Genomic DNA, 15,836 nt, shown 5'->3' with positions numbered 1-15,836 from the left:
GGATGCCTCTGATGCAGGTATTTTTGTCGAGGTGAGTACGATAACTCCCGCCTGTCTGGTGAAGGCGATAGCCTGTTGTGAGTGAGGCATCGTTTGTTTATGTATCTAATACGGGGTATTTATAGCGGTATCAGCGTTAATTAAACCGATGCCGAGGTGAGTTCCTGGCCATGCGTCATTTCCTGACAAAATTAAGAGTCTGGTTTCCGCCGCCTCTTATCTTAGTACTTTTTCTCGTTACGGATGTGCTGACGGCGAGTCCGCGTTTCACATTCGGCGGGGTGAATATCGTGATATGCGCATTGCTGGCCGGCGTCAGTCTGTTGGTGATATTGCATACCGCGTGGCAGATGCGGATGAAACGTACGACCCTGAATCCGCTGCATGCACATAAATCGACCACGCTTGTTACCGACGGATGTTACGCCTGGAGCCGCAACCCGATCTACCTTGGTATGAGTGGACTCCAGTTGGCCTTTGCTCTTTACATCGGTAGCCTGACTGGAGTACTGGCTGTACCGGTGTTTATGCTGGCGGTTGCCAGATTGCATATCGATTTTGAAGAGGAACAACTGCGAAAACATTTCGGGCTGGAATGGGAGCGCTATGAACAACACGTTCGCCGCTGGTTATAGTAATACCCGACCGCGTATAAGCATGCCTGTAACGACACGATTCGTGCGTAATTGAAACCGGATGATGCAAAAATAGGCGTTTGATTCGCAAGGCCATTGACGCATCGCCCGGTTAGTTTTAACCTTCTACCCCGTGCTCACATTCGTGGACATGTCCTTTTCAGGGCCGATATAGCTCAGTTGGTAGAGCAGCGCATTCGTAATGCGAAGGTCGTAGGTTCGACTCCTATTATCGGCACCATTAAAATCAAATTGTTACGTAAGATCTTATCATTCTCCCACCAAAAAATTATCTTAATGTAACAGCTGGTGTAAGTAAATTCTATCAACGAAGATCAATCTTATCTACTGACCAAAAAGGCCTGATAGGGCTTCGCTCACTATACATCCTTGGCTGCAGGTTTAGTTGTACACTACTCCTAAATTTAATGTGTTGGCAATGTGTTCAATAAAGCTCGAACAAATTAGCTCATTATGATCGGTTAATACTTCAACTTCTGGTTGCATGATTGTTTGTCCGTAAAAAGATAACGCGCCTGCCGGGTAGTAGCAGGCGCATTACGCAATAGGTAAACAAGGGAGGAAGTTCAGAAATGTAAATCGGGAAGGTTGTACGCAATGTTCATCGTACTACGTTGTTACGGCTTTGCCGCAACAAGCCAGTTGCCTGCCGTGCTCGCAGAATGTCTACAGCCCGGAGATAAGGGGATTGTTCCTGCCAGTTAAATCCCTTCCTGTCGATACGCACCAGTTCGTATTTTTCCACCAGAAAATTCACGGCATCAGCCAGCGTGATTCCGGCATCGATATGTTCCTGTATAACACGTTCCTCACTGAACGGTGTGTCGTTGAGGGTGAGACCATAGTGCTGTTTCAGCAGGCGGGTCAGTAGCATTTGCCAGACAGCCACGGGTGCTAGGCAGGGCTTCGCCGCCCGCTGAGTTGTTGCAGGTAAAGTTTTCATGTTTACTCTCGTGAAGGTAATTAACTCTGAGTGGGGTAAATGGCGATGTATACGTAGCCGCAACTGCCAAGAGTATCGGCTTCGCAGGTGAAACCGTTGTGGTACAGGGTGACGCAGTGGGCGTGTTGGGGACTGAGTTCACCGGTGGTTAGCATCGACTCCATATGGCGGATAAAGTGCGGGCATGTTTCATCCAGCTTCCGGCATTCGACGTCACTGAATTTACCGGTGATGCTGGCCCGGTCAGCCAGATAATGCAGCCGGTTCCCCTCCTGCACCAGACGGGCTCCCAGGCGTGGCGTGATATCCCGCTGCAGCCCCCATGTAATGTTGCTCATTTATAACCTCCTTTATTGTCAGTTCAGGGTAATACTCATCAGGCAGGCATAAGGCCCGTTGCGGTCCTGGCGGCGTTCGGCGTATACCGCGAGGACTCCGGCGATATCCGGAACGTCCCTGCCGGTGTAATGACAGACGCTACCGTGCCACTGGTATTTGCCGGTGCAGTAGCGAAAGATTCGGGACTCAGGATGCTGGCGGTATATCGTCATTGCCCTGCGTTTACTGATAATTTTCATGTAATACCTCAAAGCAGACCGTGTTCTGCGAACGAATAGATTTGCCTGCCGCCAACAATCAGGTGGTCAGGGACGCGGATATCCACCAGCTGAAGCACCTGCACCAGTCGCTGCGTGAGGGTTTTGTCGGCCTGGCTAGGTGTCGTCTCGCCGGAAGGATGGTTATGCGCGAGTATCACCGCCGCCGCGTTGAAGTGCAGAGCACGTTTGACCACCTCCCGGGGATGCACCTCGGTGCGGTTAATCGTGCCGGTGAAGAGCGTTTCATGGGCAATCAACTGATTCTGGTTGTCCAGATACAACACCCGGAACTCTTCCCGCTCAAGCGCGGCCATATGCAGTCGCAGCCATTCACGTACGGCGTGGGTAGAGGTGAAGGCTACGCCGGGCTCATGCAGGTGGCGGTCCAGAGCCCTGAGCGCCCGCTGAATGAGACGCCGGTCCTGTGGCGTCATCTCGCCGGGTAAAAAGGAAAGCTGTTTCATCTGTTGCTCCTTCGGTCAGTCGATAATACGCAGAATGGCGTGAGCCTCTGGATGTTGCATGGCATACTCCCGCAGGCGGTAATAGTGTGCGGTCATCGCGTCACATTCTGTACGGCAGGCATGGTGGCTATACGCAATCAGGCAGACAGCAATACCTGCTGCTTCTGCACTCATTTGGGCATCGTTACCGTTCAGGCAGTTAAACAGACGCCATGTCTCATCGTTGTCAGGCTCGGGGGACATAAATGCGCCGCCATTGCTGAGGGTGTAGAACGACCAGATACCACCGCTGTAGCCCTCACAGAAGCGGTCCATCCAGGCGAAGATATGCGGCTCCAGGAGTAGCCACTGCGGGATAGCGCCAAAGTACTGTGGCCAGAAATCGATACGCTGTTCATCGGGGACTGGCGTGACGGTCAGTTCAAATTCGGGTTGGTTAGCGGGTGCGAGGTCGTACTGCGTCTGCGTTGTCATGGATATGTCTCCGTCAATAAAAAACGCCAGCGGCGAGGGCTGGCGTATGGGGTTAACAAAGCGTGTTCGGGAAGGTGAGATGTCGCGGGTAAATGCTTCGGGGTCAGCGGGTAACGGTGTCTTTGTGGATGCCATACTGCCGGATGTAGCCGTTAAGACCTTCACCGGCATCCGGTTCAAAGTTCCATGCCCGCCAGACCGTCCGGCCTTCGGTGTCGCGAACCACCAGGCGGAAGTGACTGCCCTGGTCGTCTTCAATGGTGATATTACGGTACAGACGGATAAGGGTTTCGGCCTGCTGACGTGAGAACGAACCGGGAGGCAGGGTTAACGATTCAGTCATGGTGACTCCGGATAGTCAGCGTGTCAGGACGCTAGGTGCAGCATATTCTCCGCCATGACCCAGAGCGCCCGGTTGAGCTTCACGTCCCCGTCAATCCCCTTTACCGCACGGGTATGAGCTCGCTTGCCTTTGGTCGTTCTGCCCGGCAGACCGCCCTTAATCAGATTCTCCTGAATGCGCTGGTAGGTGGTCCACAGGTCGTTACTCTCATCCTGCCAGCGGCGTGGGGAAAGTATCTGTGATTCCGTCACCGGCTGGTGGTCTTCGCCAAAGCGGTACGTGAGCGCCGCTTTGGCCAGTGCCTGCTGTGCTGGTGGCGGTAACAAAAGCGATTGCATGGCATCCCGCTTCTCCTCCACACGGTCAAAAATGCCCAGTACCTCATACGCGCCTTCAATTACCTGACTCACCACGTCCCCCTTGTGCGGCACCCGCACCTCGCCAAACGACTCACCACAGACGAGCCCGTTCTGACAAACTGCGCGAAATAGTCCCGGCAACATCTGGTACGAACTGGTGCCATCATGTGAATTCAGCAAAATGATTTCCGGCACCTGCTTACCGGTAATCTGCCCCTCCCGACGAAGGCGCAGCATGTGTTTCGTATGTTCACGACGACCCGGGTCACGTACCCGGGTCTGACAGGCAAAGAACGGCTGGAAGCCCTCCCGCTGCAGACTGTCGAGCAGGGAAATGGTCGGAATATAGGTATAACGTTCACTGCGGGACTCGTGTTTGTCCTCGCTGAATACGCTGGGTACCACGCGAAACAGCTCCTCGCGGGTTAACGGGCGGTCACGACGAATAAGATTTGCTGCGCCAAAGCGCGAAGCCAGACGGGTCATAAGGAGACTCCTCATAGGGGAAACAATAAAAGAAAGCCCTGTCGCACAGGCGACAGGACTCAGGGATTAACAGGTTGGAATTAAACTCTCAGAAGAAGAAATCCCAGACGGCACAGGCCACGGACACCACGGTGGTGCGCACGGCCTGAATGACGGCCCGCACCGGGGCTGGTATCAGGGGAAAGGCACTGATGCTATCGAGTACGGCACCTACGGTTTCACCAAAATCGCTACGAGCTTGCTCCCGGACTACCATCGTGCGAAAGGGATGCTGCAGTTGCGACACCACCGGGCTGCTGGCCTCACGCGGCAGGCAACGGATCATGCGCTCTGCCATCACCCGTAGTCCCCACTGCAGACGGACTGACACGGCACATACAGGATGCACTGGCTGAAAAATCTCATGCAGCAGGCAGATTTTGCGGCTGATATTCTGCTTCTGCTCTGTGGACAATCGCTCTCCACCGCTGGTGGGCTCAGTCTTATCAGACTGGCTGATAACAAACAGCACTTTATGCCGGTAAGCTTCACCAATCACCTGGCGGTAAAAATGCTCATCCACCGCCAGTGCCCGATCATCAGCCTTAATCAGCCACAGCACCAAGTCGAGCCGGGGAAGCTGTTCACGGTACAGCCCCGCATACTCAGTATCGCGTGCACCACTCTCCCCCACGCCGGGCAGATCCACCAACGTCATATAGCGCTCGCCAACCTGCAGGCGAAATCGCAAAGGTTCACGGGTACAGGCCGCCACATCGCTGACCGGCGACACCTCACCGGCAAACAGAGCATTGCAAAGGCTACTCTTTCCCGCCCCAGTTTTACCCATAATGCCAATCACTGGTTCGTAGTGGGTTAACTGATTTATCTGCTGCAATATACGTTCAGACACCCACTGCGGCAGGCCGGAAAGCGAATGGTTTAATGGCTGCAAACCTTGCTGATTAATCATGACAACTCCTGCAATAAATAAAACTAAAAACGGCAGTACCGCGAAGTTCTGCCGTTATGCTGGTATGTTCATGAAAATGATATATATCTGAATATAGTTTGAATGATGATTTTCTATTGAATCATCCTAAATACTTCCAGTACTCGTAAGGAAGGTTAATGGTGGCTTTAGGAGGGTATAGCTGATTAGGTAAGGCTTTATCGATGTGCAAAGCAGCGATAAAAATAAACCCTTCCTGAAAGGGAAGCACTGGAATCCATGAAAGATAAGCGGAATTAAGATGTCTTTTTTTTCTGCGCATATATTCATCAATTCCTGCATTGCAAAAATCAACAGTTCGAACATGGCAAAGTGACTGAATGTCAAATAAATAAGACTCAACAACAAATAATGGAATTTCTATTTGAATCAGGTCATAGCCAAACTTCTCACCAGATTTTTTATTTACGCACAAATAAACATAGCGTGATATACAATCACCCTCGGGCATATAGGATTTAATTTTATTCTCAATTCTCTCCATAAACCCACTATTGCAAGAGTCCCATTCAGATATTGCCGGAAGGAAAAAGCTTTCAACAGGATTTGGGTGAACATTGAATATAAGCTTTTCAGACAGAGAGTGAAGATATTTAAAAGTAGAGTCATCTTTATGCTGCTGCGTTTCGAAGTGACGAACCTCATGATAAAACATGCTAAAAAGCCTGCTTTCAACCTCCTGAGTAATTCTATTTTGATATGTCACAAAATCAAGAATAGGTGCAGTGGACCGTAATAACTCACATATTACCTTAGAACGTGACATGCCATTGGATTCGGCATACCTGTCGATTGAATTAATCGTTAAATCATCATCGGTGTTAAATGTAATTCTCTTTACCATAACTGTTATGCACTTTGTTGATTGTGCATAACAACCTATCACAGAGGCCAGTAAAGCGCCAGATCGCACTGCAATACTTCAGATTTCGCGTACACATTTCTTCCTGTGTAAGGCCACCATGTGAACCTACGATAGAATCCTTGAAACCATCAGTTCTTACTGAATTAAGGTTAATTAGTATTATCACCCGGAGTTAACCGTTCCTCTCCGGTAATCAATACTCATCCCTGTATAAAAAATACATCACACATCTATCTATTGAACCCCGTTTAGTTTGAGGATAGATCATGAAAGAACCCTACAATGCCAACCCTAATTACCCTATGCATCGTTTTCTTCTCGAAGATATAAACCACCACCTGGATGAAATGTTTGAGCGTTATTCCCGTATACTGGCTTTTCGTATGGATTTTGGCTGGAAACAAGGAAGTGAACGCTCACAGCGTAATCTCATGGATGAGATGGAGGGCGAGATACAGCATCTGATGGATGTTATATTTGGCCAAAAAATGGTTATTGGGTACTACTGGGTAATTGAATACAGACAGCGTAAGGGGTTGCATGTGCATGCCATGCTTTATCTTGATGGGCAGAAGCATCGGAAATTCTATCCGACCTCGCGTGCAATAGGGGAAGAATGGCGCAGATTGACTGACGAAGAAGGTCTCTTTCATCTGTGTTCCAGGAAAAAGCATTTCGTTGCGAGTTCCGGAACGATAGTGGATCACCGTAATAGGCAAGCAGTAGATGAACTACGTTACGTAATCAGTTATTTAGCCAAATCTGAGCAGAAGTCACGAGGGGTTATTGCAGGTATGAACGCTATACCTCCCCGCAGCCGTAGAGGCAGGCCCAGGAAAGAATAGCGGTAGGTGAGCATTGAGCAGAAGTTTTTTTACAACAGAAGCCATTGATGTGGAGGAGCTGGCGGTAACCATCAGTTTACTAACGGCTCCGGTTATTCATCTTTAACCGGAACACATCATCATGTATACAAAACCTGCACTACTTGAAGATCAATTCATTGATATGAAATTCATTACCCAGCTTACTGGCCTGAGTGATAAATGGTTCTATAAGCTGATACAGGATGGGGCATTCCCTAAACCTATTAAGCTGGGCAGAGCTTCCCGTTGGCTAAAAAGCGATTTGGAAGAGTGGTTATATTATCGTATTTATAAATCAAGAAATTAACCTGTTATTATTCCAGCCTGCTTGAAACAGTAAGCGTCCAGTGAGGCCCATCTGGTCATAATCTGGTGTATTCGGCAACGTGGTGTCCACCAAATAATTTGTGGGAACCAAAGTATCAAATATGCAGAAAAATGTGATTCCCGGCGGACGGAAGGGCTGCACCATTTATTCTCCTGAGTTTAATCAGCAACTCATTGCGACCTCATGCGAACTTGGGATATCAATATCAAAACTGGCGCTTGAAAACGGCATTAACTCTAAGGAAGGTGCGAACAAGTTCCTGATATGAGATCATCATATTCATCCGGAGCGCATCCCAGAGGGACATCATGAGCCATCAACTCACCTTCGCCGATAGTGAATTCAGCACTAAGCGCCGTCAGACCCGAAAAGAGATTTTCCTCTCCCGCATGGAGCAGATTCTGCCATGGCAGAATATGACCGCTGTCATCAAGCCGTTTTATCCCAAGACGGGCAATGGCCGACGGCCCTATCCGCTGGAGAGCATGCTGCGTATTCACTGCATGCAGCATTGGTACAACCTGAGCGACGGTGCCATGGAAGATGCCCTGTACGAAATCGCCTCCATGCGCCTGTTTGCCCGATTATCCCTGGATAGCGCCTTGCCGGACCGCACCACCATCATGAATTTCCGCCACCTGCTGGAGCAGCATCAACTGGCCCGCCAATTGTTCAAGACCATCAATCGCTGGCTGGCCGAAGCAGGCGTCATGATGACTCAAGGCACCTTGGTCGATGCCACCATCATTGAGGCACCCAGCTCGACCAAGAACAAAGAGCAGCAACGCGATCCGGAGATGCATCAGACCAAGAAAGGCAATCAGTGGCACTTTGGCATGAAGGCCCACATTGGTGTCGATGCCAAGAGTGGCCTGACCCACAGCCTAGTCACCACCGCGGCCAACGAGCATGACCTCAATCAGCTGGGTAATCTGCTTCATGGAGAGGAGCAATTTGTCTCAGCCGATGCCGGCTACCAAGGGTCGCCACAGCGCGAGGAGCTGGCCGAGGTGGATGTGGACTGGCTGATCGCCGAGCGCCCCGGCAAGGTAAGAACCTTGAAACAGCATCCACGCAAGAACAAAACGGCCATCAACATCGAATACATGAAAGCCAGCATCCGGGCCAGGGTGGAGCACCCATTTCGCATCATCAAGCGACAGTTCGGCTTCGTGAAAGCCAGATACAAGGGGTTGCTGAAAAACGATAACCAACTGGCGATGTTATTCACGCTGGCCAACCTGTTTCGGGCGGACCAAATGATACGTCAGTGGGAGAGATCTCAGTAAAAACCTGAAATAACGCCAGAAATGGTGGAAAAAATAGCCTAAATAGGCTGATTCGATGTGTTTGCGGGAAAAAAATCGGCCCAGATCCGCGAAATTTTAATCAGCGAGTCAGCTTGGGAAGAAATGACCTGCTTATTCGCACCTTCCCTAACATTTTCATTATCAGCGATGCGGTGACAATCCCCTGTTTAATTGAGGCTGCCAGGTACAATATTTTATCCCTGCGCGCCTCAATGTCTTTGAGATTCAGGCTGGTTGTTGATATGACGGACTGTTTCCCGGAATAACGCTCGGCCTTTTGATGAATAACCAGCCGCTTCTCATGAATATCCCGGATCCTTGGCGAAAAAGAGAATCCCAGCAGATGCATCAGGGTGAAAACATGCTCAGTGAAGCCCGCTGTATCGGTGTAATGTTCGGTAATTTTCAGATCACTTTCGCATTGCCGCCCGCCGTGACAATATCGGCGGCGAGCGCCTCCAGTTCCGTCTGGCTGCCAGCATGGCGTTGGCACCTATCTCCGCCAGCCGCAGGGCGGCCTCGTGGCCGAAACAACTCGACATGCCAGTGATGACAATCGTGGCGTTTTGCAGACAATTTTTTGCATAACTACACCTCCGGAAACAGAAACCAACGAGTCTTGCGAGCATCAGCTGCACGCCTGCAAGTAATATAACCTCCGGGTCCAGTTGCAGAACACCGAACAGACTAACAAAACGTAGGTGCCAGTTTGCTCTGGCGAAACGGGGTTTAACCTAAAACCGCGGTGGGGAGAAAACCTGCGCCAGGCCAGGCGGCCTGGCGCGAAAATCGCACGCTAACCCTCTTTACCAAAGCCAGTTTGCTGGATAAGCATCAGCATAACGCTGTTGACCCAGCCGTGAGCCAGGCTCTGGCGGTCACTCGCCACGTCAACACGTACCAGTTGCTCTTTGCTGACCGGCGCGGCGGAGATGCCTTCGATCACTACCCGGTACCAGACGGCGGCGGGACGGAGTTCGTTGGCGGGCGCAACCGGGTTCAGCGCCACCGGGCCGCCGTGACTCTGCGCCAGCATCAGATTAGGCAGACGGCGGATGGCGTCGTGGTCGATGGTCACTACCGCGCCTGCGAGCGGCTGCCAGCGGCCCTGCTGATAAACCCGCGCCGTCGCGCCGTCGCGCAGGCGGGCCAGGTCGGTTTCGCTGACCAGCGCCTTCACGCGCCAGCGGTGGGTGTCGATCACGCTTGCGATGCGGGTGCCAGGCGAGACCCAACTGCCGGGGCGCAGGGTCTGCTCAACGTCATGCACCACGCCATCCTCCAGCGCCACCAGCTGGAGCCGCTGAAGCTCAACGGCGCTGGCCCGCTGTTGAATGGCGTACTGGCGCGCCATCTGGTCGGCGACCACCTGCTTCGCCGCGCCGTTTTTATCGAGCGCCATCGCGCCGCGGGCGCTGGTCTGCCACGCCTGGCTTAGCGCCAGCGCCTTATCCTGCTCGTCCGCCGGGACGGGGGCCACCAGTTCAAACAGCTTCTGGCCCGCCTTGACCTGCTGGCCTTCCTGCACCAGCACCTTGTCAAGCTGGGCGGCATAGGGCGTGTAAACCGGCTGCGCCACGCCCGCCTCCATCACGCCGTGCAGGGAGACCTGCCCGGACCAGGGCAGAAAGACCGAAAGCCCCAGCGCGAGTGCGACGGCGACAAGGCGCAGCAGGCGCGCCGGAGCTATTTCCCGGCGGCGCGCGCGCCAGATTTTGAGTTCGCGAAACATCGGTTGCACCACAAAAGTGACTATCTCAATAAAAAACAGCACCAGCCCGAGCGCCTTAAAAAAGGCGTTGTAGACCACCAGCGCGATGCCGACGAACAGCAGTAGCCGGTAAACCCAGGTGGCGAAGGCGAAAAGGGTGAGGAAGCGGGCAAAGGCGGGCGAGACGTTATCCGGGATCGGATCCTCAAGCCCCAGCAGGTGCCAGCGCAGCCAGCGCTTCGCCCAGTTGCCCGCCCGTTCGTGCAGGCCAGGGTAGTCCAGCGTATCGCTGAGAATAAAGTAGCCGTCAAAGCGCATAAACGGGCTGGCGTTCACCGCCACCGTCAGCACCCAGGCGGTGGTGGCGAGAAAGAACAGCGCGCCTTTAACGTTGCCTTCCGGCGCGAAGCTCCAGAACAGCGTCGCCCAGGCCGCCAGCATCAGCTCGGCCATAATGCCCGCGCTGGCGATGGAGAGCCGGTGGCGGGACTGCGACAGCTTCCAGCTCTCTCCGGTATCGGTGTAGGCCATCGGCCACATCACCAGCAGCGCCACCCCCATATGGCCGACGCGTACGCCGTAGCGGGTCGCCATAAAGGCGTGCCCCAGTTCGTGCCAGCATTTGGAGAGGATCAGCGCCACCGCGAAGGCCAGCGCCCCGTTCCAGCTCAGGGCGCCGTGCAGCGCGGCCTCGACGTTATCCCACTGGCGCGCGGCCAGAACGACGCCTGCCAGCGCGGCGACGGCGGTCAGCAGTAGAAACGGCGCGCTGAAAAGCCACTCCACCCACGGCAGCATGCGGCGCAGGGCTTTCTCCGGGCGCACCAGCGGCAGGCGGATAAACAGGTAGCCGTGCAGAATACGCCGCCAGAGCGAGCCGCGCGCTTTGAACGCGCCGCGGCGCAGCAGCTGTTGCTGCTGTAAAAAGCCCAGGAACTGCAACACATCCTGTTCGTCCACCGTCATGGTGGTCTCCTGGCTGATGCTGTCGGCAATCGCCTGTGGCGCGCCGAGCGGCCAGCGGCGCAGCATCTCCAGCTCCAGCCAGCCCAGGCGGAAATAGAGGTTGCGCACCGGGTCGGCCAGATGCCAGGCGGGCGAGCCGTCGCGGTTGTTGCCCGCCGGGTGAATTTTTAGCTCGTCGCGCAGCGGCGGCAGCGGCTGCGGCTGCGCAAGAGCTGTCCCGCCCGCAGGCGGGAGCGTCGCGGCTGTTTGCATATCAGAATCCACACCAGGCGCGCAGCGTCGCCAGCGGACGACGGAAAATCAGATAACCGAGCAGGCTCCAGTCGCCGGAGACGCGGGCCGTGCCCTGCAAGCCGATACGGGCGGCGCTGGACGGGTCGGTTACGGTGCCGCGCAGCAGGTAGCTCGCGACGCCGTTCGGCGCTTCCACCGTCTCGTAACCGGCGTAATCCAGCCGCGCGGTCAGCGGGTGCAGCGGGGCGACCTTAAGAAATACGGTCATCGCCGCGTGCGGGTTCAGGTTGGTGGATTCCGCCGCAGGCGCCCAGGCGCGCACGCCGAGCTTCGTCGGGTCCGCCAGCAGGCCGATGCGCTCGCCGGTCTGTACCGGACGGCCCGCCCAGTCGTCCGGGTCGGTGTAGACAAACACGCCGCTGCTGCGGGCGCGGATCGACAGCTTCTCCAGCTCGCGCTGCAACGAGGCAACCTGCACCTTTTGCTCGCGCCATTTGCCTTCGGTCAGAGCCAGTTCCGCACGGGCGTTCGGGTCTTCAATCGCCTGCTGAGACGCCTGATGCATATTGACGGTGGCGGTCGCCAGCTCCGCCTGAGCAATGGCGAGACGGTTTTTTAGAGTCGTATCATCCAGCTCCGCCAGCACCTGTCCGGCCACGACCGGCGTGTTCGGCGGCACCTTCATCTGGTGAATCACCCCGTCGCTCGGCGCGGCGATCACTTCGCTGTTAAGCGAAATTACCTCGGCGGGCACCAGCGTGTATTCCCGAATCGGGATCAGCATAACCAGCAGCAGAAGCAGCAACACGAGACCCGCGCGTCGGCGCACCGTGGCGGGCAGCAGCCGTTGCAGGCGAGAAGGCCGCGCCACCAGCGCCCACCAGGCGTAGCCGTACAGGTTCGCCAGCTGGAGCAGGGCGTATTCGGGGCTTTCGACGCCAAGCTGCGTCGGCCACGGGGTATCGCGGGCCAGCAGCAGCAGGGCGTGCAGCTTGCCGTCCGGGCCGGTCAGCGCCAGCACCCAGACGTGGCCCGGCAGCCATTCGTCCCACTCGCGCGCCAGCGACTCGCTCAGCATTTCCGGCGACAGCGGCATCACGCGGGCGGTTTCCGGCAGCGCGGCGCAGCGCGGCGCGATGTCGCAGGCAACGGCGGCAAGCCACAGCGCGTAGGGGGTATTGCGGTCGGTGTCGCTCAGGCCGGAGTGCGCCGCAAGCTGGGCGCGCCCGGTGGCGGAAACGGCGAGCAGCGCCGCCTGGCGATACTCCACCAGCGAGCGGGTATCGTTACACATCACAAAACCCAGCTCTTCGGGGCTGCGCGCCGCTTTCACGCGCGCCGCGAGAGAATAGAACAGGGCGATGCTCACGAGTTGGTCGTCCCGCTCTGGCACTGCGCCGCCGCTTTCGGGCAGACTGGCGTCGCGCGGCCGCTCATGCCGGGCAGTACGTCCTGGGCGTCGCTGCCAAATTCCGCTTCAATCTCAATCGTCTGGCTCACGGCGTCCACGCGGCCGCTGATGTGGGTGACGGTCATCGGGTAATGCTTGCCGGTTTCACCCACCACCGCGTCAAGCTGCGCGCCGGGCGCAAGCCAGGTGGTCCAGCCTGACGGCACGTTGAGGCGCGCCTTGCGGGTGCCGTTGCTTACAAGATCGATAACCTGCGCGCCTGCGCCGACGCCCTGGCCCTCTTTGACGTAAATACGCGCCACGCGGCCGTCGAACGGCGCGGTAAAGCGGCACTGCGCCAGCTGCGCTTCAAAGATTTTGATCTGGCTGCGGGTGCGGTTCACGTCGGCGGCGGCAAGGCCAACCTCCAGCGCGCCTGCGGAATGCAGACCCTGCAATTTCGCCTTCGCTTCATATTTGATCTGCGCGGCGCTGTACTCGGCGTCTGCCGCGTCGCGACGGGCTTTCAGCTCGCTACAGTCCAGCGTCACCAGCAGTTTGCCTGCCTTGACCGTATCGCCCAGCTCAACGTTGACCTGCGACACGCGCCCGGCCACCACGCTTGATAGCGGGCTTTCCTGGTTGGCCATCACCAGAAAACGCACCGGCGCGGCGCCGTTGTCGGCGGTGGCGTCAGGCGCGCTCTCAGGCGCTGCGGCAACGGCCGCATCCGGCGTTGCGACTGCCCCCGCGGCAGCGGGGGTTGGGTCGGCGGCGAAGGCGCTGGCGCACAGCGCCAGGCCCGTCAGCGGCATGAGCGCGCGGACGCTGCGCCAGCCTTCGTTCACGTTGTTCATACCTGTTCCTGTTATTAAGGGTTACTTGCCGTCATCACGCCGGTGTCGCCTGCCGCTTTATGCAGGTCGGACACCACGGAGAGCGCGGCGGCTTCTGCCAGCGCGCTGACCGAACGGGTGTTGACGTCATTCGGCAGATAGCTGGTGTATTTCTGGTAGGCGACCTGCGCGCCCTGGGCGTTATAGACCGCCATTTCCCACACGCCGCGCTGCGAGCCTGACGCGCGTTCAAGGTTGAGGTTCATTTGCAGTTTCACGCTGTCGGCGCCGTTGCCCTGCACCAGCTGGTTGGCGGCCAGCACATGGGTGACCGACTGATAAATCGCGCTCTTGTTGACGCCCGCTGGCAGGCGGCCCAGGGTGACGCTGACCGGATGGCGGGAAACTACCGCGTCGGCGCTCTGGGTGAAGACCTGCTTCTCGCCCGCCACCAGGCTCTGGTTGATTTCACGCGACAGGGTCGGCAGATCGCTGCTGGTCACCTTTTCCGGCAGCAGGTCGATGCCTACCGAGTTCAGCACGCGGCCATAGGCGGACTGCGCCTGCGCGTAGGAGGCGGCTTCCTGGAAGCGGGAGACGATGGAGCGCGCCTGGGTGCGCAGGGATTCCAGGTCGCTTGAGAGCGAGTTGTCGGAACCGGCGCGGGAGATGCTCGCCAGACGCTGGTCGACGCGGGCGGACTCCTGGGCTATCTGGTAGTCGTACACCGCGAGCTTGTAGCGCTCAACCGAGACGCGCACCTGAGTCAGCACCGCCATGCTCAGCGCCATACGGCGGGCATTGTCGGTGGCCAGGCGCGCGTCGTTGGTGCGGCTGATGGCCGGCGCGCTCAGCAGCTTGAACAGGTTCATGGAAACGCCCACGCCGCCCTGCACCCAGCTGTTGTTGTAGAGGTAGCTGTTGGAGTCGTAGCTGATGCCGCCGAACAGATTCAGGTTCGGGAACAGCGAGGCGATCTGGCGTTTAGTTTCCAGCACGTCGATGCGGGTTTTGTAATCTTCTTCACGCAGCTCTGGGCGGCGTTCCAGCGCCATCTGCTCAAGCGTATCAAGCTGGCTTGGCACGCCGGAAAGCGCCGGATTGGCGACGTCCTGTAAGGTGAAGTCGGTGGTGGACGGCAGGTTCAGCAGGGCGGCCAGCTCGCTTTTCGCCATCTGCATCTCCTGGCGCTTCTGGTTCAGCAGCGCCACCGCGTCGAGCAGGGCGCGCTGGTACTCCAGGCCCTCGACCGGCGGCAGAATGCCTGCGCGCTCCGCTTCGCGGGTTTTCTCAAGCGCGGTCTGGATCTCTTCGGCCAGCGGCTGCGCTTCGCTCAGCAGACGCTGTGCGCCCAGCGCGCGCCAGTACGCGTCGCGCACCTCCTGGACAATATTCTGCAATACCTTGCGGCGACGCTCTTCGGCGATGTTGACGTTATCCGCCTGCTGCTTCGCGCGGTAGTAGCTCATGCCGAAATCGAGCACGTCCCAGGAGAAGGTGGCGTCGGCCAGCAGGTGCTCGCGCTCTTCAGAGGTGGACGGACGCAGGCTGACGACCCGGTCTTCGATACCGACGCTGGTGCCGCCGGAATCGTTGTCGCGCCAGCGGTAGCCGGCATCGGTCATCAACTTCGGCAGCATATCCTGCTGGGAGATATCCAGGATGCCGCGCGACAGGGCGGTTTCCATCATCTTCAGGCGGTAGTCGAGGTTGTATTTCAGCGCGCGGGCCATGGCGTCTGACAGGGTCAGCGGACCAGAGACCGGCTGCTGGTCGCGGTACATGGCGGCGCGGTCGGCGCTGACGCGCGCGCCGATTTCATCCTGGGTCAGCGGTTCAGGTTTAATGGTGCCGCAACCGCTTAACAGCAGCGCGGAAACCAGTGCGGCGACAGGGGCGAGCAGAGGCGCGGAACGTACGGCAGTCGGGGTTACGGCAGTTAAAGTCGTCATCATTGTTATGCTTAAAGTGTTGAGTTAACAATCCGGCGGCGCGGCGCCGCCGGTGTAAAAGGT

17 protein-coding genes, 1 tRNA gene and 1 pseudogene are annotated in these 15,836 nt (G+C 56.6%); 5 read left to right on the top strand and 14 right to left on the bottom strand.

All coding sequences use genetic code 11. The annotated features are described in order from the left end of the window. Positions 1–170 precede the first annotated feature (170 nt). Positions 171–635, top strand: coding sequence for a methyltransferase family protein (locus O6D90_RS18650; protein WP_016155776.1), 465 nt, complete (start codon positions 171–173; stop codon positions 633–635). Between the two features lie 165 nt (positions 636–800). Continuing rightward, positions 801–876 (top strand) — tRNA-Thr (locus O6D90_RS18645). A 381-nt stretch (positions 877–1,257) separates the two neighbouring features. On the opposite strand, the gene O6D90_RS18640 is transcribed toward O6D90_RS18645, so the two are convergent. The 9 genes from O6D90_RS18640 to O6D90_RS18600 form a co-directional block, all read right to left on the bottom strand. Then, positions 1,258–1,599, bottom strand: a complete 342-nt coding sequence (locus tag O6D90_RS18640) for a TA system toxin CbtA family protein (RefSeq protein ID WP_016246873.1) — start codon at positions 1,597–1,599, stop codon at positions 1,258–1,260. A 20-nt stretch (positions 1,600–1,619) separates the two neighbouring features. Continuing rightward, the gene (locus tag O6D90_RS18635) at positions 1,620–1,937 is read right to left on the bottom strand and encodes a type IV toxin-antitoxin system YeeU family antitoxin (protein ID WP_113372912.1); all 318 of its coding nucleotides are present in this window, start codon (positions 1,935–1,937) and stop codon (positions 1,620–1,622) included. Positions 1,938–1,955: 18 nt separating this feature from the next. After that, a complete protein-coding gene (locus O6D90_RS18630) occupies positions 1,956–2,177 on the bottom strand; it encodes a DUF987 domain-containing protein (protein WP_063841895.1) in 222 nt (73 codons plus the stop codon). Between the two features lie 8 nt (positions 2,178–2,185). Then, positions 2,186–2,662 (bottom strand): JAB domain-containing protein, encoded by a 477-nt coding sequence (locus O6D90_RS18625; RefSeq protein ID WP_000811693.1) that lies wholly within the window; start codon positions 2,660–2,662, stop codon positions 2,186–2,188. A gap of 15 nt (positions 2,663–2,677) precedes the next feature. Further along, complete coding sequence (locus tag O6D90_RS18620; protein ID WP_113372854.1) at positions 2,678–3,136, bottom strand: antirestriction protein; 459 nt, start codon at positions 3,134–3,136, stop codon at positions 2,678–2,680. A 103-nt stretch (positions 3,137–3,239) separates the two neighbouring features. Beyond that, entirely contained in the window at positions 3,240–3,479 is a 240-nt protein-coding gene (locus tag O6D90_RS18615) for a DUF905 domain-containing protein (protein ID WP_007869725.1), read from the bottom strand. A 23-nt stretch (positions 3,480–3,502) separates the two neighbouring features. Beyond that, positions 3,503–4,324: a DUF932 domain-containing protein gene (locus tag O6D90_RS18610; RefSeq protein ID WP_113372767.1), complete on the bottom strand. Its 822-nt coding sequence runs from the start codon at positions 4,322–4,324 to the stop codon at positions 3,503–3,505. Positions 4,325–4,412: 88 nt separating this feature from the next. After that, on the bottom strand, positions 4,413–5,276 hold the full coding sequence (locus O6D90_RS18605) for a GTPase family protein (RefSeq protein WP_113372766.1): 864 nt from the start codon (positions 5,274–5,276) through the stop codon (positions 4,413–4,415). Between the two features lie 121 nt (positions 5,277–5,397). Continuing rightward, a complete protein-coding gene (locus tag O6D90_RS18600) occupies positions 5,398–6,159 on the bottom strand; it encodes a hypothetical protein (protein ID WP_127790460.1) in 762 nt (253 codons plus the stop codon). A gap of 287 nt (positions 6,160–6,446) precedes the next feature. On the opposite strand from O6D90_RS18600, the gene O6D90_RS18595 reads away from it, so the two are divergent. From O6D90_RS18595 to O6D90_RS18585, 3 genes are all read left to right on the top strand, one after another. After that, positions 6,447–7,025: a YagK/YfjJ domain-containing protein gene (locus O6D90_RS18595; RefSeq protein ID WP_113372765.1), complete on the top strand. Its 579-nt coding sequence runs from the start codon at positions 6,447–6,449 to the stop codon at positions 7,023–7,025. Positions 7,026–7,146: 121 nt separating this feature from the next. Next, complete coding sequence (locus O6D90_RS18590; RefSeq protein ID WP_113372764.1) at positions 7,147–7,353, top strand: helix-turn-helix transcriptional regulator; 207 nt, start codon at positions 7,147–7,149, stop codon at positions 7,351–7,353. Positions 7,354–7,682: 329 nt separating this feature from the next. After that, a complete protein-coding gene (locus O6D90_RS18585) occupies positions 7,683–8,663 on the top strand; it encodes an IS5-like element ISKpn26 family transposase (RefSeq protein ID WP_271143184.1) in 981 nt (326 codons plus the stop codon). 148 nt (positions 8,664–8,811) lie between these two features. Here the strand turns inward: O6D90_RS18585 and O6D90_RS18580 are convergent. From O6D90_RS18580 to O6D90_RS18560, 5 genes and pseudogenes are all read right to left on the bottom strand, one after another. Continuing rightward, positions 8,812–9,102: pseudogene (locus O6D90_RS18580) on the bottom strand (Tn3 family transposase); the annotation flags it as partial. A gap of 378 nt (positions 9,103–9,480) precedes the next feature. Continuing rightward, on the bottom strand, positions 9,481–11,613 hold the full coding sequence (locus tag O6D90_RS18575; RefSeq protein WP_001548175.1) for an HlyD family efflux transporter periplasmic adaptor subunit: 2,133 nt from the start codon (positions 11,611–11,613) through the stop codon (positions 9,481–9,483). 1 nt (position 11,614) lies between these two features. Continuing rightward, entirely contained in the window at positions 11,615–12,964 is a 1,350-nt protein-coding gene (locus O6D90_RS18570) for an efflux RND transporter periplasmic adaptor subunit (protein WP_001548176.1), read from the bottom strand. Next, positions 12,961–13,842, bottom strand: a complete 882-nt coding sequence (locus O6D90_RS18565) for an efflux RND transporter periplasmic adaptor subunit (protein WP_001548177.1) — start codon at positions 13,840–13,842, stop codon at positions 12,961–12,963. The genes O6D90_RS18570 and O6D90_RS18565 overlap by 4 nt, the downstream gene beginning before the upstream one ends. A 14-nt stretch (positions 13,843–13,856) precedes the next feature. Next, positions 13,857–15,776: a TolC family protein gene (locus O6D90_RS18560; protein WP_000989158.1), complete on the bottom strand. Its 1,920-nt coding sequence runs from the start codon at positions 15,774–15,776 to the stop codon at positions 13,857–13,859. Between the last annotated feature and the right edge of the window lie 60 nt (positions 15,777–15,836).

This window comes from Citrobacter sp. 21OH12SH02A-Citro (assembly GCF_027919895.1).
In the GTDB taxonomy this organism is placed as follows: domain Bacteria; phylum Pseudomonadota; class Gammaproteobacteria; order Enterobacterales; family Enterobacteriaceae; genus Citrobacter; species Citrobacter braakii.
This window is presented reverse-complemented; position numbering and strand designations above follow the sequence as displayed.

Coding starts and splice junctions, on each gene's coding strand:
- O6D90_RS18650 (WP_016155776.1), top strand. CDS start 171: ATGCGTCATTTCCTGACAAAATTAAGAGTCTGGTTTCCGCCGCCTCTT.
- O6D90_RS18640 (WP_016246873.1), bottom strand. CDS start 1,599: ATGAAAACTTTACCTGCAACAACTCAGCGGGCGGCGAAGCCCTGCCTA.
- O6D90_RS18635 (WP_113372912.1), bottom strand. CDS start 1,937: ATGAGCAACATTACATGGGGGCTGCAGCGGGATATCACGCCACGCCTG.
- O6D90_RS18630 (WP_063841895.1), bottom strand. CDS start 2,177: ATGAAAATTATCAGTAAACGCAGGGCAATGACGATATACCGCCAGCAT.
- O6D90_RS18625 (WP_000811693.1), bottom strand. CDS start 2,662: ATGAAACAGCTTTCCTTTTTACCCGGCGAGATGACGCCACAGGACCGG.
- O6D90_RS18620 (WP_113372854.1), bottom strand. CDS start 3,136: ATGACAACGCAGACGCAGTACGACCTCGCACCCGCTAACCAACCCGAA.
- O6D90_RS18615 (WP_007869725.1), bottom strand. CDS start 3,479: ATGACTGAATCGTTAACCCTGCCTCCCGGTTCGTTCTCACGTCAGCAG.
- O6D90_RS18610 (WP_113372767.1), bottom strand. CDS start 4,324: ATGACCCGTCTGGCTTCGCGCTTTGGCGCAGCAAATCTTATTCGTCGT.
- O6D90_RS18605 (WP_113372766.1), bottom strand. CDS start 5,276: ATGATTAATCAGCAAGGTTTGCAGCCATTAAACCATTCGCTTTCCGGC.
- O6D90_RS18600 (WP_127790460.1), bottom strand. CDS start 6,159: ATGGTAAAGAGAATTACATTTAACACCGATGATGATTTAACGATTAAT.
- O6D90_RS18595 (WP_113372765.1), top strand. CDS start 6,447: ATGAAAGAACCCTACAATGCCAACCCTAATTACCCTATGCATCGTTTT.
- O6D90_RS18590 (WP_113372764.1), top strand. CDS start 7,147: ATGTATACAAAACCTGCACTACTTGAAGATCAATTCATTGATATGAAA.
- O6D90_RS18585 (WP_271143184.1), top strand. CDS start 7,683: ATGAGCCATCAACTCACCTTCGCCGATAGTGAATTCAGCACTAAGCGC.
- O6D90_RS18575 (WP_001548175.1), bottom strand. CDS start 11,613: ATGCAAACAGCCGCGACGCTCCCGCCTGCGGGCGGGACAGCTCTTGCG.
- O6D90_RS18565 (WP_001548177.1), bottom strand. CDS start 13,842: ATGAACAACGTGAACGAAGGCTGGCGCAGCGTCCGCGCGCTCATGCCG.
- O6D90_RS18560 (WP_000989158.1), bottom strand. CDS start 15,776: ATGATGACGACTTTAACTGCCGTAACCCCGACTGCCGTACGTTCCGCG.